This is a genomic window from Colidextribacter sp. OB.20 (genome assembly GCF_009911595.1).
Lineage (GTDB): Bacteria > Bacillota > Clostridia > Oscillospirales > Oscillospiraceae > Lawsonibacter.
Map to the genome: position 1 here is coordinate 41,524 of NZ_QWKG01000006.1, position 20,038 is coordinate 61,561.

The following is a 20,038-nucleotide window of genomic DNA, read 5'->3' on the forward strand; positions in this document are numbered from 1 at the left end:
CAGAATATGTTGTCCTCTGCCGCCCGCCGGGGGATTTCACCCCCGGCGGGCGGCTATCTGAAAGCGGCGGGCCTCCCGGGCGGGTGAGGACGGGGTTTGGGCTGTGGGTCCGGCCTGGAGCAGTCCGCCCGCGCCCGGGGCCTCTCTCCGCTGAGCTATCCTATGCGCCCCGCCTGTCCCCAGCGCCTGTCCAAATTGTAAAGGAGGAGCTTGTCATGATTAAAATCGCACCCTCGATCCTGTCCGCCGACTTCGCCAACCTGGAGCGGGACATCCAAGCGGTGTCCTCCGCCGACTACCTCCATGTGGATGTGATGGACGGCGCCTTTGTGCCCAACATCACCATCGGCGTGCCGGTGGTCAACTCCATCCGGAAGTGCACCGATATGTTCCTGGATGTCCACCTGATGATCGAAAAGCCGGTGCGGTATATCGAGGCCTTTGCCAAGGCGGGGGCCGACCTGCTGTCCGTCCACCTGGAGGCCGACCACCCCACCCGCATCGCCGAGGCTCTGAGGCTTATGGGGGAGTGCGGCGTGAAAAAGGCCGTGGCCCTCCGGCCCATCACCAAGGCGGAGGCCATCTTGCCCTATATTGAGAACCTGGACCTGGTGCTGGTGATGACGGTGGAGCCCGGCTTCGGCGGTCAGGCCTTTATGGAGCCCCAGCTGGAGACCATCCGTAAGGTCCGGGCCATCATCCAGCAGTACAACCCCGCCTGTGAGCTGGAGGTGGACGGCGGCATCGCCCCCAAGACCGCCCCTCTGGTCGTCGAGGCCGGGGCCAATGTGCTGGTGGCCGGCTCCTCCGTCTACGGCGCGGCCGATATCCCCGGAGCCATTCAGGCACTGAGAGGATAAAGGCCCCCTTTGTAAGGGGGCTCCCGGCGGAGCCGGGTGGGGGTTTTCCCAAACCAGTCAAAGAAAACCCTCCGTCATTTGCTTCGCAAATGCCACCTCCCTTTTCGAAGGGAGGCTTTGGGAGCGCACATTATACGCTCCTACAATCCCTATTGGAGGTTCCCTGCCATGCAGTACTTCCCCCCTGCCCTTGAAAATCTGGTGGAGCACTTCGCCAAGCTGCCCGGGGTGGGCATGAAATCCGCCCAGCGGCTGGCCTTCCACGTGCTGTCCCTGCCCGAGGAGGAGGCCGCCGCCTTCGCCCAGGCCATTGTAAACGCCAAGGCCCACATCCACTGCTGCCCCGTCTGCCAGAACCTGACTGAGGGGGAGGGGCCCTGCGCCATCTGCGCCAGTGCCAAGCGGGACCAGGCCACCGTCTGTGTGGTGGCCGACCCCAAGGATGTGGTAGCCATGGAGCGCAGCCGGGAGTACGCAGGACAGTACCACGTCCTCCACGGGGTCCTCTCCCCCATGAACCACGTGGGACCCGACGACCTGCACATCCGCTCCCTGGTGGAGCGGGTGGCCGCCGGCGGGATTGAGGAGGTCATCATGGCCACCAACCCAGACACCGAGGGGGAGGCCACAGCCATGTATCTCTCCCGGCTGTTAAAGCCCTTTCAGGTGAAGGTCACCCGGCTGGCCTACGGCATCCCCGTGGGCAGCCACCTGGAGTACGCCGACGACGCCACCCTGGTCCGGGCTCTGGAGGGCCGACAGGAGATTTAAAGAGGAAACAGGACCGCCCGTCACGGGCGGTCCTGTTTCATTCTCCGCGCTTAACGCCGCTCCCGCTCATCGGAGCGGCCCACCAGATAGTCCAGGCTGACATCGAAGAAATCGGCAAGGGCAATGAGACCTCGAAGGTCAGGGGTTCTGGTGGCATATTCATAGGCCTGATAAGAATTGAGCGCTAAACCAAACTGCTCCGCCATTTCCCGTTGCTTCAGCCTCCGCTCTTTTCGGAGCATCTTTAAACGCTCACTTAATTCCGCCATATTTTTTCCTCCAAACAGCTTGACTTTTACCGTCGAATCGAGTATAATTATACCTACAATTCGATAGTAATTGAGGTGCGTTAAAAATGCAAGAATTATTTGCGAAATTATTCTGGGAAAACGAAGAAATCCTCGAACAGGCGGCCAGACTGCGCGAGACCATGCCCGGATTTTTTGAGGTTCAGCAAGCCTACGACGCTCTGTCAGAGCAGCTCCGGGAGGCCGCTGGCCGTGACCTCTATGATAAATACTTTACCCAGCTGATCCGCTACACCAATTATGAGGTCCAGGCCTATTACTCCCTGGGTCTGGGCCTGCGGGAGGACATCACAAAGGCGCTGGGGGTGTAGCGCCCTCACCGCTCATACCCGATGTACTTCTCCAGAATGTCCAGGGGGACCCGGCTGTTGGCCTCCTCCCCCACCTTGTAAAAGCCGTACTTCCGATAAAACTGCTGGGCCCGCTGGTTATAGGGGGCGCAGCGCAGGCGGAGCCTGTCCCGCCCCATAGGCCGGAACACCGACACGGCCTGTCCGATGAGCTGGACGCCCAGCCCCTGGCCCCGGCGCTGGGGGGTTATGTAGCAGAAGGGAATATAGCCCGCGCCGTCCTCCTGACCGCGCGCCGTGTCCAACTGGAGCACCCCGGCCAGACTGTCCCCCGTCAGGGCCAGAGTCACCCCCCAGGGGGTCCGGGCCAGGCAGGACTCCGCGTCCCGGAGAAAGTCGTCCCCGTCGAAGGGGACGTCCTTACCGTGGGTACAGGTCCAGGCGTCCCGCCGGGCCTCCAGGTAGAGGTCCTTCTCCCGCTCCCAGTCCACGGGCCGGTATCGGAGATTGATGTCCGGTTTTTTCTTTCCGTCCTTCCGCCACCAGCTCTGCCGGGCGTGGGTGGAGATGGACTCAGGCAGGTGTGAGTTATCCAGCTCATACTCGATGGACAGCTTTCCCCCGTCGCAGAACAGCTTACTCACCGCCGTGTTGTCCCCGTGGGGGACGGTGGGCCACTCCGCCTCGGGCAGCTCCCTCACCCGGGAGAGCAGCTGCCGGATTGCCATGCCATGGCTGAACATGGCCACCGTCTGACCGGGGTACATGTCCGCGATGCGCAGCACCGTCTCCACAAGCCGGTCCCCCAGCTGGTGGAAGTTCTCCCCGTTGGGGGCCTGCCAGGTGGGGTCGTCGGTGTCGAAGCGGGTCAGCTCCTCCAGAAAATCGTGGCGGGCCTGGCCCCAGGTCACGTCCTCCCATTCCCCCAGGTTAATCTCCCGCAGGCCGGGGTCGGTGTGAAGCTCCAGCCCCTTGGGCACATAGATCGCCCGGGCGGTGGTTTTAGTGCGGTACAGGTCGCTGGACCACACCGCGTCCACCGGAATATCCCGGAATCGCTCCTCCAGGGCCTTGATCTGGGCAAAGCCGTTCTCCGTAATCAGGGAGTCATACCAGCCGTGAATCCGGCGGTACAGGTTGCCCTCCGCCTCAGCGTGGCGGACAAGATAGATGGTTGTCATGGGTATCAAATCCTTTAAATCGTATGTAGGGGCCGCCGCCTTCGGCGGCCCATTGTCTCATGCCGTAATAGCGGGCCGCCCAGGGGGGCGGCCCCTACAAGGGCCCTTACCACGCCTGCACCCCTCCGGTGAGCTGGGAGACGGCGGACAGCCCCTGCTTTGCGGCGATGGCCGCCAGGCCGTCCCGGACTGTCAGCGGGGCGAAGGGGTCGGCGAAGAGGGCGGTGCCCACCGCCACGGCGGACGCCCCGGCCAGCATCAGCTGGGCGGCGTCCTCCCCCTTGGACACCCCTCCCATGCCCAGAATGGGCAGAGCGGCCGCCTGAGAGACCTCCCACACCATCCGCACCGCCACCGGCAGCACGGCGGGGCCGGACAGGCCGCCGGTGTTCATTTTCAGGACAGGCCGGCGGGTGTTCACGTCGATGCGCATTCCCCGGATGGTGTTGATGAGGGACAGGGCGTCCGCCCCGGCCCCCTCCACGGCTTTGGCAATCTCCGTGATATCCGTCACATTGGGGGACATCTTCACCATCACCGGCACGCCGTTTGCGTGCTTTTTTGCCTCCTCCGTCACCTCGGCGGCCAGCTCAGGCCGGGTGCCGTAGGCCAGCCCCCCCGCCTTCACGTTGGGGCAGGAGATATTCACCTCGATCATGTCCACCCCGGCGGCGGAGAGCTTCTCGCACATGACCCCGTACTCCTCCGGGGTGTTTCCGGAGATGTTGGCGATGACTTTCGTGTCAAACTGCCGCAGGAAGGGCAGCTCTTCGGCGATAAAGGCGTCCACCCCGGGGTTCTCCAGCCCCACCGAGTTGAGAATGCCCATAGGGGTCTCAGCGATGCGGGGGGCGGGGTTGCCGTTCCGGGGGTGGAGGGTGAGGCCCTTGGCGCAGATACCGCCCAGCTCGGACAGGTCATAGAACCGGCTGTACTCCCGGCCGAAGCCGAAGGTCCCCGAGGCCACCACCACCGGGTTTCTCAGCGTCACACCGGCCAGCTTGACCGACAGATTCACGTCAGGCATCCCAGTCCACCTCCTCCGCGTTGAACACCGGGCCGTCCTTGCACACATGCCTGACGGTACCGTCCTTCATTGGGGTGGCGCACACCAGGCAGGCCCCCACGCCGCAGCCCATCCGCTCCTCCATGGACACCTGGCAGGGCACGCCGAACTCATTCGCCACCTTCGCCACGCTCCGGAGCATGGGCTTGGGCCCGCAGGCCAGAATGTTGGTATATCCGCTGTCCTGTTCCAGTATCTCCCGGACCTGGGCGTCCACAAAGCCGTGGCGGCCCAGAGTGCCGTCGTCGGTGCAGATACAGGTCCGCTCACAGTGGTCCTGGAACCGGCTGGTGATGACAGGGAAGGCCTTGTCCCTTGTGCGGAAGCCCAGCACCGCCGTCCGGGGCCACTCCAGACACTCCCCGTACTGCATCAGCGGCGGGATGCCGATGCCGCCCCCCACCAGGAGATAGCGTCCTGGCTGAGATATGTTGAAGCCGTTGCCCAGGGGACCGATTACATCCAGCTCGTCCCCCACCCTCCTCCGGGACAGCCATTCCGTGCCCTCTCCCCGGACCTCGAAGATCAGGGTAGCCAGGTCCTCCGGCTCGTCCCACCCGGCGTAGGCCACCGAAATGGGGCGGCGGAGCAGCTGGCCTTCGCCGCATTTGATGTGCAGGAACTGTCCGCCCCTCAGGCCGTCCTGTTCCACCATCTTTCCGACTTCCAGTACCATCCAGAAGGTGACCGCGTCCAGCCGGTCCATCTCCACAATCTTGCATTTTCGCTCTACCTTCATCACTTCACCGCTTTCTGATCTCTCGTCCCGCCCCCGCAGGCGGCCGACTCCCCCTGTCAGGGGAGATGCCGGCACAGCCGACAGAGGAGGTAGGGAAGCCTCCTTTTTACTTCTCCCAAGGCGGGCGCTTGTCCTTCCGCTTTCCGAAGCCGAAAACGCTGTCGCCCTTCGGTTCGGTCTGCTCCGGCTCCTCCGGCTCGCCGTCCTCCTCCTGGCGCTTCTTCTGAAAGAAGCCGGCGGTGTACAGCTCCACCTTGCCGCAGACGGGACAGGCGTACAGGTCCACCTCATAGGTGTCGGCCAGCAGGGTCATAAGGCCGCCTCCGCCGTCGGCGCCGATGGAAAAATTCTCCAGCTTCAGTTCCATCTCCCCGCCGCAGGCGGGGCACCGGGACGCTTTTTTCCGCCACGCCTCCCGCTCCTGCTGCCGCCGCTCCTCCTGGCCGATATAGGTCATCAGCTTCTCGGGCTCTCTGGCCCGGCCGGTTTCCAGGGCCAGGCGGGCCCGCTGGAGCTTGGTTTCTCTGATATACTTCTCTGAGCACTCGCTGCACACCGGCTGGTCCACCCCGCCGCAGCTCAGGGTGCACCCGCTGAAAAATGTCACGGCCTTGCCGCAGAAAATACAATTTTCCGCCATAAAAGTCTCCCCTGTCACACGATGGTGACGAACTGCCTGATATCGTCCCGCATGTTCAGGGCGGCGTTCCGGGCGGCCTCTTTAAAGTCGTGGCCGTCTCCCCCGGTTTTCTGCCAGGCGCACATGATGCCCCGGGAGGAGTTGACAATGGCCCCGTGGCCGTACCTGTCGAAGGCATACTGCACGTCCTCCGCCGTCCCCCCCTGGGCGCCGTAGCCGGGCACCAGGAAGAAGGTGTGCTCCAGCCGCTTGCGCAGGGCCCGGATGTCGGAGGGGTAGGTGGCCCCGGTGACCGCACCCGCCATGGTAAAGCCGTATTTGCCCTCGGTGCCGGCGGCGATGCGCTCATTCAGGTCGCCCATCACCTCATATACCTGCCGGTCCCCGGCCACAATATCCTGGAGCTCCCCGGAGCCCGGGTTGGAGGTCTTTACCAGCACAAAGACACACTTGTCCTCAGCCCTGGCCGCCTCCAGGAAGGGCTTGATGGAGTCGGAGCCCATGTAGCCGTTGAGGGTGACGCAGTCAGCGTCGAAGGATTTGAAGGTCTCCCCCTCGATCCTCGCCCCGGACAGCCAGCCCTCGGCGTAGGCGGCGGCGGTGGAGCCGATGTCCCCCCGCTTGATGTCGGCGATGACGAACAGCCCCTTCTCCCTGGCATAGCGGATGGTGCGCTCCAGCACCTCCATCCCCTGCCAGCCCAGGTTCTCATAGTAGGCCGCCTGGGGCTTCACGGCGGGGACGATGTCGCACAGGGCGTCGATAAGGCCCACGTTGAACTGCCAAATTGCCTCGGCGGCCCCCTTCAGGCCCACGCCGTGCTCCTCGAAGGCGGCCCTGCGGATGTGCTCGGGCACGTACTCAATGCGGGCGTCCAGCCCCGCCACCGTGGGGTTCTTCATGGCCCTGATTTTATCCTGTAAAACGTCGAAAGACATGGTAAAACTCCTTTCCTTGCCTCAAAGGCCCCCTTCGCAAAGGGGGCTCCCGGCGAAGCCGGGTGGGGGTTTTCCTCGAAAGCTTAGAGCTCTCCGTGTTAGGAAAACCCTCCACCACCGCCTTCGGCGGCGGTCCCCCTCCCTTTACGAAGGGAGGCTTTTTCAGCTGTCCTGATAGATAACCTCGCCCTTGGCGATGGTGTACTTCACCTTTCCCCTCACGATCCAGCCGCCGAAGGGGGTGTTCCGGGCCTTGGAGGCGAACTTCAGCGGGTCCACCGTCCACTCCTCGTCTGGGTCGAAGATGACCAGGTCGGCGGTGGCCCCCAGGGACATGTGGCCCCGGGCCAGGCGGAGCAGGTCGGCGGGGTTGGTGGACATACGCTTAATGATGGCGGGCAGCTCCATTTTCCCCGTGTGGTAGAGCTGGGTGAGGGTGATGGCCAGGCTGGTCTCCAGGCCGATCATGCCGCTGGGCGCCCGGCTGAGAGGCCTGGTTTTCTCCTCCACCGAGTGGGGGGCGTGGTCGGTGGCGATCACGTCGATGGTGCCGTCCCTCAGGCCGGTGATGATGCCCTGGACGTCCGCCCTCGTGCGCAGAGGGGGATTCACCCGGGCCAGGGAGCCCAGCCGGAGCACCTCGTCCTCGGTGAGGGTGAAGTACTGGGGGCAGGTCTCGCAGCTGATGGGGACCCCCTTTTTCTTCATTTTGCGGATGATATCCACGCTCTTGGCGGTGGACACGTGGCAGATGTGGACTCGGGCCCCCGTCTCCTCGGCCAGCATGGCGTCCCGCATGACCATGATCTCCTCTGCGATGGCGGGCCGGCCCTCCAGCCACAGCTGGCGGGAGACGCTGCCCTCATTCACCGCCCGGCCGGCCACCATGGAGGTGTCCTCACAGTGGCACAGCACGGGGATCTCCAGCTGCCGGGCCTGGATCAGGGTGTCCCGCATCAGGTTGGCGTTGTCCACATTATTTCCGTCGTCGGACAGGGCGATGGCCCCCGCCCGCTTCAGGGCCTCCATATCGGTGGGCTCCTCCCCCCGCAGGCCCTTGGACAGGGCGGCTATGGGATAGACCTGAACGCCGTTTGCCTCCTTGGCCCGGCTGTATACATAGGCCACCTGCTCCGGGCAGTCCACCGCCGGGCTGGTGTTGGCCATGCAGGCCACGGAGGTGACCCCTCCCCGGGCGGCGGCGGCGCAGCCGGTGAGGATATCCTCCTTATAGGTGAACCCAGGGTCCCGGAGGTGGACATGCATGTCAACCAGTCCGGGGGCCACTACGAAGCCGGAGGCGTCGATGACCCGGTCGGCCTCGCAGTCCAGCCCATGTTCCATCAGACTGATCCGTCCGTCCTCCACAAGGATGTCCTGGAGCAGAACCGTCCCTGTCACCGGGTGGACCACCCGGCCGTTTTTGATGAAAAGTCTCATATGCTTCCTCCTGCTCGCACATTATAACCTGATATTAAATTATAGCGGAAGATGCAGGATTTAGCAACGAGTTTTTCAAATTTTCGGGACATGCTAGCATCAGCGGAGGACTTGCTATGTCCTCCGGAAAAGGGAGGGAAATATTATGTGCGGAAATTCTTACAGCTGTCATGGCACCGGCGTGTTCCTCATGGGCGCGGTGGCCGGCATGGCCGCCGGCGCGGCTATGAGCGCCGTTATGACGCCCTCGTCCACCCGGCATATGAAGCGGACTGCCCACAAGGCCGCCCGTAGGGTCAACGAGGCCATCGACCACCTGGCCGACGCCATGGACATGTGACAGCAGCAGGACCGGGGCCGGCTATCAGCCTGCCCCGGTCCCGGCTGTTTGCCCTTGATTTTTCCTCAATACAGAATATAATATGACATATAAACGATTGAGGAGGATTTTCCCATGAACAAAACCATCACCGCCCAGAACGCCCCCGCCGCCGTGGGACCCTACTGCCACGCCAAGCTGGCGGGCAGCACCCTGTACACCTCCGGACAGCTGGGCCTGATCCCCGCCACCGGCGAGCTGCCCCAGGGGGTGGAGGCCCAGGCCGCCCAGGCCCTGGAGAACCTGAAGGCGGTCCTGGCCGCCGCCGGGATGAGCTGTGCCGACGTGGTAAAGACCACCGTGTTCCTGGCCGACATCAACGACTTCGCCGCCATCAACGCCATTTACGCCGGCTGCTTCCCCGGCGAGGCCCCCGCCCGCTCCTGCGTCCAGGTGGCCGCCCTGCCCAAGGGCGCCCTCTTTGAGATCGAGGCGGTGGCGGTGAAATAAGCCCCAAAAACCGCGCAAACAGGCCCCCAGCTCACGCTGGGGGCCCTTCTCTTTCAGTACAGTCCGTCCAGAATCTCCACGATATCGCCGATGATGCCGTCATCACAGTGGCATAGGATGCGGGCTCCGCCCTCCCAGTCCCTGACCTCCTGGGCGCAGTTGGCCGGGGCGAAGGGGATGGCGGACAGAGCCAGCATGGGGATGTCGTTCTGGTTGTCCCCCACGCAGTAGACCCGGTCCGGGGCGATACTCAGCAGCTCCGCCACCCGGGCCACCCCGCCCCCCTTGCTGCTGCCCTTCCGGGTCAGCTCCAGATACCGGGGGTTGGAGAAGATGGCCTCATACCTGTCGCCGAACTGCTCCAGCATCCAGGCCTGGACCGGGAGGAGCACCTCCCGCTCCTGGTGGAAGATGCCTTTCACCCAGGGGGTGGGCATGTCCGGGATGGCGCACCGGGTATAGTCGCAGTTCACCTTCCTCAGGTGGGCGAAGGTGATCTCGTTGGGGTTGCAGACGTAGATGTCCTCCCCGTGGTAGAGCTCCAGAGACAGGGAGGGGAAGCGCTCCATCACCGCCGCCAGGTCGGCGGGGGCCGTGTCGGGGAGCAGGCTCTGCTCCAGCATTTTGTCCGCCTGGAAGTCGTAGATGGCCGCCCCGTTGGACAGCACCGCCGGGGCGTTCATGGGCACCTGGGAGGCGAAGGGGGCGAAGGTGCGGTGGGCCCGGCCGGTGGAGACGGTGAAGTGTCCCCCCTCCCGGATGAAATACTCCAGCGCCCTCAGGTTCCGCTCCGGAATCCGCAGGTCCCAGCCGTACAGCGTGTCGTCAAAGTCGCTGGCCAGTAAAATGCCGTCAAATTTTCCCATGGAGCCTCCTTTCGCCCCGTCGGGGCTGTCAGCGGAGAATATCCGCTCCTATATAGTATCTGTGCAGGGGCTTGCGTGCCAGCCAGAAAATCAGCAGGCACAGCGCCATGTCGATGACCATGTAAAAGCCGTTGTACAGCAGGGAGTAAAACCACGGCGTGGTCATGGTCATGCCGAAGAAGGTCTCGGGCATATACTCCGCCCAGATGGTGGCCCCCACCACATAGTGGACCAGGAGCCGGGCTGCGGAGCCCGCCACCGTGCCGGCGTAGATGCTCCAATCCGCACAGCGGAAGAGCCCGGCCAGGCCCAGCACCGTAAAGGCCACCAGATAGTCCCCAATGATGGACTGCCAGCCCAGGGCAAAGCCGCCATCGAACATGAACTGGAGCACGCCCAGCACAAAGCCGCTCATCAGGCCGGGGACCAGCCCCCAGCGGCAGGCAAACAGGAAAATGGGCAGCATGGACAGGCAGATGGAGCCGCCCCAGGGCATCTCCCAAACTTTCAGATAGCCCAGCACCTGGGCGGCGGCTGCCATAATGGCCCCCTCGCAGAGCATACGCAGCAGATTGCGCTTTTGCATTTTTGTCATAGTCGTTTCCTCCAAAATCGAAGATACCGCATTACATCCGGACGGGTGTAGTGCGGTCTTAGAGGAGACGACGACAAGATCTCTCTTCCACTTCCTACGCCGGCATTACCCGGATCAGGTTCTAGGGACCGAAAGCAGCATGTCTGCTTCTACATCTCAGCCGGGAAACTACGCTCCCAGCGCCCCTGTGTTCGATTGTACTGCGGTTCATGTCTTATTTTAGGCGGCTATGGACGGTTTGTCAAGGAAAAAAAGATGGGGCGGCCTCCATATTACGGAGGCCGCCGGTTCAGACTGATAAAAAGCTCTCATTCCCCTCAGAGGGAAGCCGTGCCTGGCCAGGGGAGCCTGTCCTACGTCAGCTCCTGCCGCAGCCTGTCCAGGGCACGCCGCTCCAGCCGGGAAACCTGGACCTGAGACACCCCCAGCACCCGGGCGGTGTTCATCTGCGTCATTCCCCGGTAGTACCGCAGGAGGAGCACCTGCCGCTCCCGCTCCGGCAGGTCCTCCAAGGCGGCGCGCAGGGTGATGCGCTCCACCATCCCCTCCTCCTCGTTCCCCCCGGTGAGCAGCCCCTCCAGGGTGAGGCCGTCCGCCCCCGTCTCCGCCTGAAGGGAGACCACCGGGTCGATGGCCGTCTCGGCGGCGGCAATGTCCTCGGGGGTGAGGCCGGTCTCCTCCGCCAGCTCGGACAGGGTGGGCTCCCGGCCCAGCGCGGCGGACAGCCGGGCCCGGGCCGTTCGGATGGCCGTCCCCCGCTCCTTCAGCCCGCGGCTCACCTTCACCGGCCCGTCGTCCCGGAGGAAGCGGCGGATCTCTCCGGCGATTTTGGGCACGGCGTAGGTGGAGAACTGGGTGCCGAACTGGGGGTCAAACCCCCGCACCGCCTTGAGAAAGCCCAGACAGCCCAGCTGATACAGGTCGTCAGGCTCCACCCCCCGGCCATAGTACCGGCGCACCACGCTCCAGATCAGGCCATTGTTCTCCAGCAGCACCTGCTCACAGGCGGCGCTGTCCCCTTCCCGGGCGGCCTCCAGCAGGGCGGAGCCGGTGGGCCCGCTCACTGTCCGGCCCGGCGGACAATCCTTCGGGCCATGGTGACGGTGGTCCCCTTTCCGGGGGCAGAGCGGACCCGCAGGGTGTCCATGAAGCTCTCCATGATGGTAAAGCCCATGCCGGAGCGCTCCTCGCTGCCGGTGGTGAACAGGGGGGTTCGGGCCTGCTCCACATCGGCGATGCCCACCCCCCAGTCCTTTACCACGATCTCCAGGCTGTTCCCCTCCCGGATACGCAGCTTCAGCGCCACCCGGCCCAGGGTATCCGGGTAGGCGTGGACAATGGCGTTGGTCACCGCCTCACTGACGGCGGTCTTGATGTCGTTTACCTCCTCCAGGGTGGGGTCCAGCTGGGCGGCAAAGCAGGCCGCCGCCGCCCGGGCGAAGCCCTCGTTGGCCGACCGGCTGGGAAATTCCAGGGTGACTTGATTTTCGATTTTCATATGTATCCTCCTTCTGTGCCCTATGGCCCCCTTCGCAAAGGGGCTCCCGGCGAAGCCGGGTGGGGGTTTTCCCGAAAACAGGTGCGATGTCGATAAGAGAAAACCCTCCGTCATCCGCTTCGCGGATGCTACCTCCCTTGGTGAAGGGAGGCTTTCTCATTCAAACCTGATAATCCGCTCCAGCCCCGCGGCCCGGAAAACCTTCCCCGCCTGGGGCGGGGTGTTGACCACCCGCATGGAGCCCTGTACCTGCCCCATACGGCGGTGGGCCCGGAGGAGCACGGCGATGCCCGAGCTGTCGGTGAAGGACAGCCCGCTCAGGTCCAGGGTGAGCTGCCGGGGCTGGGCCTGGTCGATGCGGCGGTCCAGCTCCTCCATCACCGTCCTGGCCCCATGGTGGTCCAGCTCCCCGGCCACCAGCGCTGTGAGGCAGCGCTCCTTCTCTTTACAGGTCACCGGCATGGGGACCCGCTCCTTTCCTTGGGCGCGGCGAGCACCCATTATTTTCCATTTCAGTATAGGACAGGCCCTTGGGGGGATTTTGTCCTTTTCTGCCGACGGGAGGAGAGTTTTATTTACAAGCCCCCCTTTCCGGCATATAATAGATGGACAAGCTAAACCAACAGATGGGAGGGACCTTCCTTGTCCCGCGAACTGCGCCTCACCGCCGGCCCGATTCTGCCCCAGCTCCTGCGGCTGACTCTGCCTCTGCTATGTGCCAATGTGCTCCAGCAGCTGTATAACATTATCAACTCCCTGGTGGTCACCCACTACCTCGGGGAAAACGCCTTCGCCGCCCTGGGGGTGGCAGAGAGCGTGATGAACCTGTATATCTACGTCATCACCGGGGCCTGTATGGGGGCCGCTGTCTTAACGGCCCGGTTCTTTGGGGAGGGCAATCTGCCCAGGCTGCGCCAACAGCTCTATGTCTCCGCCGCCCTGATCGGGGGCTGCACCCTGGCCGCCGTGGCGCTGGGCCAGCTCCTCCTGCCCCAGCTCCTGGCCCTGATTCAGACCCCCGCCGAGCTGGCAGACAGCGTGTCCGTCTATCTGCGGGTCATCCTGGCGGGGATGGTGTTCACCTTCACCTACAACTACCTGGCCGCCTCCCTCCGGGCGGTGGGAGACACCAGGGCGGCGCTCTGTTTCCTGCTCATCTCCCTAGGCTACAACCTGGCCTCCGCCTGGCTGCTGGTGGCGGTGCTGGACATGGGCATCCTGGGCACCGCCCTGGCCACCGCCTCCGCCCAGCTGCTGTCCAGTCTGCTGTGTCTGTGGTATATTTGGAAAAAGCGGCCCTTCCTCCTCATCCGCCGGGAGGATATGCGGATGGACCGGCAGCTTTTGGGCCTCACCGGCAGCTACGCCGCCGTGGCCGCCCTCCAACAGTCCAGCCTCTACCTGGGCAAGCTCATCATCCAGAGCGCCGTCAACGGCATCAGCGCCGCCTCCAGCGCCCCCATCTCCGCCTTTGCCGCCGCCACCCGGGTGGAGAACTTTATCCAGGCCTTCGGCATAAGCGGCTGCGAGGCCGCCGCCATCTTCATCGCCCAGAACCGGGGGGCCGGTGAGCAGCGGCGGGTGCGGTCCGGCTTCACCCGGACGGCGGTGATGCTGGTGGGGACAGGTCTGGCCTTCTCCGCCCTCATGCGGCTGGCCGCCCGCCCTCTGGCGCTGATCTTCCTGGAGCCGGGAACCCAGGCCGTCCCCTGCGCTGTGTCCTATCTGCGGCTCATCGGTCTGTTCTACTTCCTGTCCTTCGTCGGACACCTCTTTGTGGGCTGGTTCCGGGGCAATGGGCGTATGAATATCACCTTCTATGGCACCACCCTCCAGATTGTCCTCCGGGTGGCTGGAACCTACCTGCTCATCGGCGCTATGGGGCTGGACGCCGTCGCCCTGGCCACCGGCCTGGGCTGGGTGGTCATCGTCCTGTTCCAGCTTACCGTCTTTGCCCTGGAGCAAAAGGGAATCTGGCCCCGGGCGGAGGGGCCGCGGGAATAAAAAAAGAGGACCGTCTCAGCCTTGAGACGGTCCTCTTTTTGTCATATTCGGTTTACTGCGCCTTTTTCAGCGCCCGCACGTCCTCACTCAGGATCCGCACGGAGGTCTTGAGCACCTGAATGTCCGCTTCGGCCTCCTCCATGCGCTCCTCGGAGATCATCTTCTCCCGGATCAGCTGCAGCTCCTCTGACAGCAGGTTGAACTGGGGCTTAAACTCCGCGTCCATCAGCACCTTGACGTCGTGCATGATGCTCCGCCGCTGCTCCTGGAACAGCTTGTCCATGCGGCTGTTGATGCGCTCCTCCTGCTCCTGGAACATCTTGTCGATCCGCTCGTCCTGGGCCTGGAACATCTTGTCAATCCGTTCGTCCTGGGCCTGGAACAGCTCGTCAATCCGCTCGTCCTGGGCCTGGAACATCTTGTCAGTCCGCTCGTCCTGGGCCTGGAACATCTTGTCGATCCGCTCGTCCTGGGCCTGGAACATCTTGTCGATCCGCTCGTCCTGGGCCTGGAAGCGCACATCCATCCGCGCATTGATGCGTTCCTCAATCCGCTCCCCTTCTTCCCGAAACAGGGCGCGGAGCAACTGCATATCTCTCTCGTCCAGCATAGGCTGCCCTCCTATCTGCTTTTCCTTATTATACCGGCCCCCTCTTCCCCTGTCAAGGAAAAGGAAATTCCGGCCTGCCAAAAATTTTTTCATGTTCCCTCTTGACAAGCGGCAAAAAAGCGTTATACTGTGCATATAGTATATATACACTAAATCCAACATGACAGCGAAGAGTGGCTGGCACTGGACCAGCGCGCGGCCGGAAGCCGGGCCTCTCTCCGCTGTTGGAAGGCGGGACAAATGGATATCATTTTAAGCAACGCCAGCGGGAAGCCCATCTACGAGCAGATCACCGACCAGATCAAGGAGCAGATCATGTCAGGGACGCTGTCGGCAGGGGACGCCCTGCCCTCCATGCGGCTGCTGGCCAAGGAGCTGCGCATCTCGGTGATCACCACCAAGCGGGCCTACGAGGAGCTGGAGCGGGACGGCTTTCTGGAGAACGTCCCGGGCAAGGGCTGCTTTGTGGCCCCCCAGAACCGGGAGCTGCTCCGGGAGGCCCAGCTGCGGAAGGTGGAGGAGAAGCTGGCCCAGGCGGTGGACGAGGCCCGGAAGGGGGCCTTCCCGCTGGAGGCGCTCCACGAAATGCTTGACATACTCTACAAAGGTGAGGAATTATGAAAAATTGTATTGAAATCAAGGGACTGTACAAGTCCTACGGGGATTTTTCCCTGAACAATATCAACCTGACCCTGCCTGGCGGCTCCATCCTGGGGCTCATCGGGGAGAACGGCGCAGGCAAGACCACCACCATCAAGTGCATCCTGAACCTGATCCGCCGGGACGCGGGTGAGATCACCGTCCTGGGTCATGACAACATCCGGGAGGAGAAGCTGGCCAAGCAGGACGTAGGCATCGTCCTGGACGAGTGCTTTTTCCACGACACCCTCCGCCCCCGGGACGTGGAAAAAATTCTGGCCCCTGCCTACAAAAACTGGGATAGCGACCTGTTCCGGTCCTATCTGGACAAATTCGGGCTCCCGGAGAAGAAGCTCATCAAGGAGTTCTCCCGGGGGATGAAGATGAAGCTGTCCCTGTCCGCCGCCCTGGCCCACCATCCTAAGCTGCTCATCCTGGACGAGGCCACCGCCGGGCTGGACCCGGTAATCCGGGACGAAATCCTGGACGAATTTTTGGGCTTCATTCAGGACGAGGACCACGCGATCCTCATGTCCAGCCACATCACCTCCGATTTGGAGAAGGTGGCCGACTACATCGCCTACATCCACCAGGGGGAGGTAGTGCTGTCCGACGCCAAGGACGCCATCCTGGACTCCTACGGCCGGGTAGGCTGTACCGCCGCCCAGCTGGAGGCCATCGACCCCCGGGACATCCTGCGCACTCGGAAGGGGACCTTCGGCTGCGAGGCCCTGGTGGCCGACCGCTCCGCCTTCGCCCGAAAATACCCCATGCTTCTGGTGGAGCGAACCACCCTGGAGGATATCATGCTCTTTGTGGGGAAAGGAGAAGCAAAATGATCGGACTGATTACCAAGGACTTCCTTGTCATGCGCAAGACCCTGATGTCCTACCTGACGCTTGTTGTCCTTTACATCGTTCTCGCCTATCTGGACTTATTTGACTACGGCTTTATCATCGCCTTTATCCAGGTCGTTCTGGCCACGCTGCCCATCTCCGCCTTCGCCTACGATGAACTGGCCAAGTGGGACCGCTACGCCATGTCCCTCCCCCTGGGGCGGAGCGGGGTAGTGAGGGCCCGGTATCTCTTCGTGCTGGCGCTGACGCTGCTCACCGTAGCGGCAGGGCTGGCGGGCACCGCCCTGCTCTATCTGACCCATCAGTCGGACCCTCTGGAGATGTTTGTCACCCTGATGGTGTCCACCACCATTGGCCTGCTGATTCCCACCATCCTCCTGCCCCTGAGCTACAAGCTGGGGCCGGAGCGGGCCCGGCCCTTTCTCTACGCCATTGTCTTTATCCCCACCATTGCTGTGGTGCTGCTGGCCAAGGCCGGTGTGCTGGACATGTCCATGCCGAAGGGGATGGACCTCCTGGCCCCCACCGCTCTGGCGGGCGGCGCGGTCCTGCTGCCTCTGGCAGGGCTGGCGGCTTTAGGGGTGTCCTATCTCATTTCCTGCCGGATCGCGGCTGGGAAGGAGTACTAATATGAGAACCGCCGTCATCCTCCTCTGGGCTGGCTGCCTGTGGGCCATCGCCCGTGGGGTGTGCTGTCTGATCTGGACGGCCAGCCCCTGGCGGCGCATCCTGACTCTGGCAGTGCTGGCTCTGGCCGCCTCCTGCGCCCACTGTCCGCTAAAGGAGAAAGCTTTCCCCTCTGAGGGAGACCAGAAGAGATAGGGAAAAGGCCTCTTTGGAAAGGGGCTGTCAGCCGCAGGCTGACTGAGGATTGCGTTTCTGTTTGTAGGGCGCGACGACCTCGGCGCGCCGGCGGAATCGAGCAAATACACGGCGGGCCGAGTCGTCCCGCCCTACAGAGAGCTCAAAACTCCCGTCCCCCTTGCGGGGAAAAGGAGGCTTACGGGAACGCACTCCCGAAAATGCCACAATTTCAACAGACTCAGCGGCCCGCCCCAGTTGGGGCGGGCCGCTGTAATTCTGCTATCCCTCTATGGTGAGGTAATCGGCGGAGACATATCCGATGGCGGCCTGGCCGCTGGCGTTGCGGAAGAGAATCTGATACCACTCCGGCAGCACATCCAGGACCACTACCTGCTCCTTGTCCCGCAGGGCGCCCACGATGCTGTAGGTGGTGTCGGGGCCGGAGCGGACCCGCAGTCCGGTCTCGGCCTTCACCGTGCCCACCCGCCGGGCGGGCTGACAGGTGACGGCGCAGCTGGCGGTCAAGCCGTTCCATTTGGCGGTAATCGTGACGGTTTTCTCCCTTGCCCCGGGGTGGAGGTTGGTGACCATCCCGCTGGGGGACACCGTAGCAGCGGTGGGGTCGCTGCTGCTCCAGGCCGGCTTGGCCCCGCTCACCCTGGGCAGGATGACGGCATTCAGGGTGGCGCTGCCGCCGGAGGCCAAGGTGAGCTTGCTCTGATCCAGGGCCATCTGATAGTCCACCGACGGGTCAGGATTCCCGGAGACCGGCTCGTCCGGTGTGGAGGGCTCTCCGGTGACGGGGGTGTGTTCCAGCACCCGCTGGAGAATCACCGCCATCTCCGCCCGGGTCAGGGTCCCCTTGGGGTTGATGGACAGGCCGTCGCCCAGCACCAGCTTCTGCTCCACCACGGTGGCGGTGGCGGACCGGGCGAAGTCGGCGATCTGGTCCCGGTCGGCAAACTGGTTCAAAACGTCCAGGTTCCCGCTGGGGCAGTTCGTCCCAAAGATGGGCAGGAAGCGCTCAAACAGGGTGAAGGCCTGCTCCCGGGAGAGGCTGCCCTCGGGAGCAAACAGGCCGTCTCCCACACCGTTGGCCAGTCCCACGTGCTGGGCCCAGGACAGGGCGGTGTAGTAGTCGCTGTTTACGTCCACATCGGTGAAGGTGCAGGGGGCTGCGGGGGCGGGCCTGCCCATAGCGTTGTGGAGCATGACCATAAAGTCCGCCCGGCTGACAATCAGATCCCGCCCGAAGAGGGTGGGGGTGACGCCGGTGACGATGCCCTTCTCATAGCAGTACTCCACCGCCTCATAGGCCCAGTCCCCCTCGGGGACGTCCCAGTGGACGTTGGTGGGGGTGACCTTGATGGTCTGGGTCAGCCCTCCGGCGGACACAATGATGGACCCCTCCCCGGGGCTGTGGGAGACGGTAAAGAGTCCGTCCTCGTCCACCGTGCCCACATCCCCCGTCACCTTAAAGGAGACGGGGGCCAGGTCCCACAGGGCCGTCCGGCCCCAGTAGCTGCCCGACACGGCCAGCTGGATCTCCTCATCCGGCTTCACCGTCAGGGTATTGAGGGCGGCGCTCTCCCCCTGCCGGGTCACCTTCAGCTCGGTCAGGCTTTCCACCACGTGGATCTGGGCTGTTCCCCAGAGCCTGCCGGTGGACAGCTCCAGGGTATCGGTCCCCTCCCAGGGTCCGGCGGTGTATACTCCGTCTCTGATTCTCCCCAGGTCCTCCAGGGAGGTATAGCTCAGCCTGGACAGGTCGGCGGACACCGGGTTCAGGCCGTCATCCACCGCCCGGACCTGGGGCAGGCTCAGGGAGGAGCCGGAGAGCACCACCTGGCCCTCCTCCTCCAGGACCAGCCGGCTGGCCCGGCCGTCCCCAGTCTCGTCAGTGACCAGCATCAGATAGGAGGCGCAGCGCCGGGCGCTGCCCCCCGAGGGCTTGTTCTGCATCGCGGGGCCGCTCTGCCCCGGTATCCACACGGACAGGGAGGTGGAGCCGCCGCCGTCCAGGTTCACCACCGTTTCGCAGCCCTGGCGGAACAGCTCATCGGCCAGGTTCTTCTGGGTCAGGCCCACAGAGTGACCCGTCTGCCGGCCGTCCACAGCGTAGAGCACCATGGTTCCGTCCCGCTTCAGGCCCAGGGCAGTGCGGGGCTGGCGGCCGTCCTTGGCGTAGGTCCAGCGGGAGCTGTCGGTCATCTCGCCATCCTCCACCATGATGTCCCCCACGCCGCAGACCCACTGGGCCCGGGACAGGAGGCGGTCGTCGCAGGAGGTGGTCAGAGAGACCCGGTCCCCTACCTGGAAGGCGGTAAACACGTCGGTGCGGTTCTCCTCCCCGCCGGCGGTGAGGATGTACTCGTCCCGCCCGATGGCCAGAGGCTCGCTGGACAGAAGCAGCTCCACCACCTCCAGCTCCAGCTCGCTGTCCACCTCCAGCTCAGCCAGTTCACCGCTCCATGAGTCGGGGAGCTGCCTCAGCCGTATGTACCAGCCGGGGGTGCTGGTGCGGGTGGACACATTAGAGTAGTAGTGGTTGTAAAGAACGGGGCCTCCCCCGTCCACCCGCGGCTTGTTGAAGGACAGGCCGGTCAAGGTATAGCCGGTCTCCTCGTTCTCCAGCCACATGTCCACCTCCGGCTCCTCCAGAATGGAGGCCCAGCCATCGGCGATGACCAAGGCGTTCTCCCCTGTGTTGCTGGACTTATACACCCCGTCCTCTACCACCATGCCGATGGGCACGCCCTCAGACATAAAGAAGAAATCGGAATTGATGGCTCCCAGCACGTGATAGCCCTGGTCCTGCACGCTGGCTACCGCGCTCTTAATGCTGGCGCCGCCATAGATGGTAGCGTCGCCCTGGACCAGGATGGGCCAGACATCACTGTCAGGCGACAGCTCCATAGAGAAGCTCTCCACCCGGCTTCCGTCGTTGACGGTGACAGTATTTCGATAGGTCAGGCCGTCCACAATCTGAGTGGAGGTCTGAATCTTCTGCTCCCCCGCCGCGGCGTAGACCGTGGGGAGAGACAGCAACAGGGCCAGGGCCAGAGCCGCGGCTCTGCGGGTGAAAGAAATGGTATGTTTCATG

At 63.6% G+C, this 20,038-nt stretch carries 24 protein-coding genes and 1 riboswitch; of the genes, 10 read left to right on the forward strand and 14 right to left on the reverse strand.

Annotated features, from left to right (window positions below; all coding sequences use genetic code 11):
* The first annotated feature begins 215 nt into the window (after positions 1-215).
* Together rpe and recR are read left to right on the forward strand one after the other, a co-directional pair.
* Positions 216-860 carry a ribulose-phosphate 3-epimerase gene (gene rpe / locus D1641_RS02150; RefSeq protein WP_160662754.1) on the forward strand — a complete coding sequence of 215 codons (645 nt, stop codon included), beginning with the start codon at positions 216-218 and terminating at the stop codon, positions 858-860.
* A 168-nt stretch (positions 861-1,028) separates the two neighbouring features.
* Positions 1,029-1,631, forward strand: coding sequence for a recombination mediator RecR (gene recR, locus D1641_RS02155; protein ID WP_160662755.1), 603 nt, complete (start codon positions 1,029-1,031; stop codon positions 1,629-1,631).
* A gap of 50 nt (positions 1,632-1,681) precedes the next feature.
* Here the strand turns inward: recR and D1641_RS02160 are convergent, their stop codons facing one another.
* Positions 1,682-1,900 carry a helix-turn-helix transcriptional regulator gene (locus tag D1641_RS02160; protein ID WP_160662756.1) on the reverse strand — a complete coding sequence of 73 codons (219 nt, stop codon included), beginning with the start codon at positions 1,898-1,900 and terminating at the stop codon, positions 1,682-1,684.
* An 86-nt stretch (positions 1,901-1,986) separates the two neighbouring features.
* Here D1641_RS02160 and D1641_RS02165 point away from each other — a divergent pair, with 86 nt between their 5' ends.
* Positions 1,987-2,250 carry a hypothetical protein gene (locus D1641_RS02165; RefSeq protein WP_160662757.1) on the forward strand — a complete coding sequence of 88 codons (264 nt, stop codon included), beginning with the start codon at positions 1,987-1,989 and terminating at the stop codon, positions 2,248-2,250.
* Positions 2,251-2,255: 5 nt separating this feature from the next.
* Here the strand turns inward: D1641_RS02165 and D1641_RS02170 are convergent, their stop codons facing one another.
* From D1641_RS02170 to D1641_RS02195, 6 genes are all read right to left on the reverse strand, one after another.
* A complete protein-coding gene (locus tag D1641_RS02170; RefSeq protein ID WP_160662758.1) occupies positions 2,256-3,410 on the reverse strand; it encodes a bifunctional histidine phosphatase family protein/GNAT family N-acetyltransferase in 1,155 nt (384 codons plus the stop codon).
* A 106-nt stretch (positions 3,411-3,516) separates the two neighbouring features.
* A complete protein-coding gene (locus D1641_RS02175) occupies positions 3,517-4,437 on the reverse strand; it encodes a dihydroorotate dehydrogenase (RefSeq protein ID WP_160662759.1) in 921 nt (306 codons plus the stop codon).
* Entirely contained in the window at positions 4,430-5,215 is a 786-nt protein-coding gene (locus D1641_RS02180) for a dihydroorotate dehydrogenase electron transfer subunit (RefSeq protein ID WP_160662760.1), read from the reverse strand. Before D1641_RS02180 ends, D1641_RS02175 begins: the two co-directional genes overlap by 8 nt.
* A gap of 106 nt (positions 5,216-5,321) precedes the next feature.
* Positions 5,322-5,855 (reverse strand): hypothetical protein, encoded by a 534-nt coding sequence (locus tag D1641_RS02185; protein ID WP_160662761.1) that lies wholly within the window; start codon positions 5,853-5,855, stop codon positions 5,322-5,324.
* Positions 5,856-5,869: 14 nt separating this feature from the next.
* Positions 5,870-6,793, reverse strand: coding sequence for an orotidine-5'-phosphate decarboxylase (gene pyrF, locus D1641_RS02190; protein WP_160662762.1), 924 nt, complete (start codon positions 6,791-6,793; stop codon positions 5,870-5,872).
* Positions 6,794-6,955: 162 nt separating this feature from the next.
* A complete protein-coding gene (locus tag D1641_RS02195; RefSeq protein ID WP_160662763.1) occupies positions 6,956-8,233 on the reverse strand; it encodes a dihydroorotase in 1,278 nt (425 codons plus the stop codon).
* 145 nt (positions 8,234-8,378) lie between these two features.
* On the opposite strand from D1641_RS02195, the gene D1641_RS02200 reads away from it, so the two are divergent.
* Together D1641_RS02200 and D1641_RS02205 are read left to right on the forward strand one after the other, a co-directional pair.
* Positions 8,379-8,573, forward strand: coding sequence for a hypothetical protein (locus D1641_RS02200; protein ID WP_160662764.1), 195 nt, complete (start codon positions 8,379-8,381; stop codon positions 8,571-8,573).
* A gap of 114 nt (positions 8,574-8,687) precedes the next feature.
* Positions 8,688-9,062: a RidA family protein gene (locus D1641_RS02205; protein ID WP_160662765.1), complete on the forward strand. Its 375-nt coding sequence runs from the start codon at positions 8,688-8,690 to the stop codon at positions 9,060-9,062.
* 53 nt (positions 9,063-9,115) lie between these two features.
* On the opposite strand, the gene D1641_RS02210 is transcribed toward D1641_RS02205, so the two are convergent.
* The 5 genes from D1641_RS02210 to D1641_RS02230 form a co-directional block, all read right to left on the reverse strand.
* Positions 9,116-9,928, reverse strand: coding sequence for an HAD-IIB family hydrolase (locus D1641_RS02210; RefSeq protein WP_160662766.1), 813 nt, complete (start codon positions 9,926-9,928; stop codon positions 9,116-9,118).
* 28 nt (positions 9,929-9,956) lie between these two features.
* On the reverse strand, positions 9,957-10,523 hold the full coding sequence (locus tag D1641_RS02215; protein WP_243149224.1) for an energy-coupled thiamine transporter ThiT: 567 nt from the start codon (positions 10,521-10,523) through the stop codon (positions 9,957-9,959).
* Positions 10,524-10,597: 74 nt separating this feature from the next.
* Positions 10,598-10,720: riboswitch (TPP riboswitch) on the reverse strand.
* Positions 10,721-10,876: 156 nt separating this feature from the next.
* The gene (locus tag D1641_RS02220; RefSeq protein WP_160662767.1) at positions 10,877-11,587 is read right to left on the reverse strand and encodes a sigma-70 family RNA polymerase sigma factor; all 711 of its coding nucleotides are present in this window, start codon (positions 11,585-11,587) and stop codon (positions 10,877-10,879) included.
* Positions 11,584-12,021 carry an anti-sigma F factor gene (gene spoIIAB / locus D1641_RS02225; RefSeq protein WP_160662768.1) on the reverse strand — a complete coding sequence of 146 codons (438 nt, stop codon included), beginning with the start codon at positions 12,019-12,021 and terminating at the stop codon, positions 11,584-11,586. Before spoIIAB ends, D1641_RS02220 begins: the two co-directional genes overlap by 4 nt.
* Positions 12,022-12,177: 156 nt before the next feature.
* Entirely contained in the window at positions 12,178-12,483 is a 306-nt protein-coding gene (locus D1641_RS02230) for an STAS domain-containing protein (RefSeq protein WP_160662769.1), read from the reverse strand.
* Positions 12,484-12,663: 180 nt separating this feature from the next.
* On the opposite strand from D1641_RS02230, the gene D1641_RS02235 reads away from it, so the two are divergent.
* Positions 12,664-14,025 carry an MATE family efflux transporter gene (locus D1641_RS02235; protein WP_160662770.1) on the forward strand — a complete coding sequence of 454 codons (1,362 nt, stop codon included), beginning with the start codon at positions 12,664-12,666 and terminating at the stop codon, positions 14,023-14,025.
* Between the two features lie 52 nt (positions 14,026-14,077).
* On the opposite strand, the gene D1641_RS02240 is transcribed toward D1641_RS02235, so the two are convergent.
* The gene (locus D1641_RS02240; RefSeq protein WP_160662771.1) at positions 14,078-14,635 is read right to left on the reverse strand and encodes a hypothetical protein; all 558 of its coding nucleotides are present in this window, start codon (positions 14,633-14,635) and stop codon (positions 14,078-14,080) included.
* Positions 14,636-14,875: 240 nt separating this feature from the next.
* Between D1641_RS02240 and D1641_RS02245 the strand changes: the two genes are divergently transcribed.
* Genes D1641_RS02245 through D1641_RS02260 form a run of 4 tightly spaced genes read left to right on the forward strand, consistent with a single transcriptional unit; the run spans position 14,876 to position 16,953 of the window.
* Positions 14,876-15,256: a GntR family transcriptional regulator gene (locus D1641_RS02245; protein WP_160662772.1), complete on the forward strand. Its 381-nt coding sequence runs from the start codon at positions 14,876-14,878 to the stop codon at positions 15,254-15,256.
* Positions 15,253-16,113: an ABC transporter ATP-binding protein gene (locus D1641_RS02250; protein WP_160662773.1), complete on the forward strand. Its 861-nt coding sequence runs from the start codon at positions 15,253-15,255 to the stop codon at positions 16,111-16,113. Before D1641_RS02245 ends, D1641_RS02250 begins: the two co-directional genes overlap by 4 nt.
* Entirely contained in the window at positions 16,110-16,760 is a 651-nt protein-coding gene (locus tag D1641_RS02255; protein WP_160662774.1) for an ABC-2 transporter permease, read from the forward strand. Before D1641_RS02250 ends, D1641_RS02255 begins: the two co-directional genes overlap by 4 nt.
* A gap of 1 nt (position 16,761) precedes the next feature.
* Entirely contained in the window at positions 16,762-16,953 is a 192-nt protein-coding gene (locus D1641_RS02260; RefSeq protein WP_160662775.1) for a hypothetical protein, read from the forward strand.
* A gap of 261 nt (positions 16,954-17,214) precedes the next feature.
* On the opposite strand, the gene D1641_RS02265 is transcribed toward D1641_RS02260, so the two are convergent.
* Complete coding sequence (locus tag D1641_RS02265) at positions 17,215-20,037, reverse strand: phosphodiester glycosidase family protein (RefSeq protein WP_160662776.1); 2,823 nt, start codon at positions 20,035-20,037, stop codon at positions 17,215-17,217.
* Position 20,038: the final 1 nt, after the last annotated feature.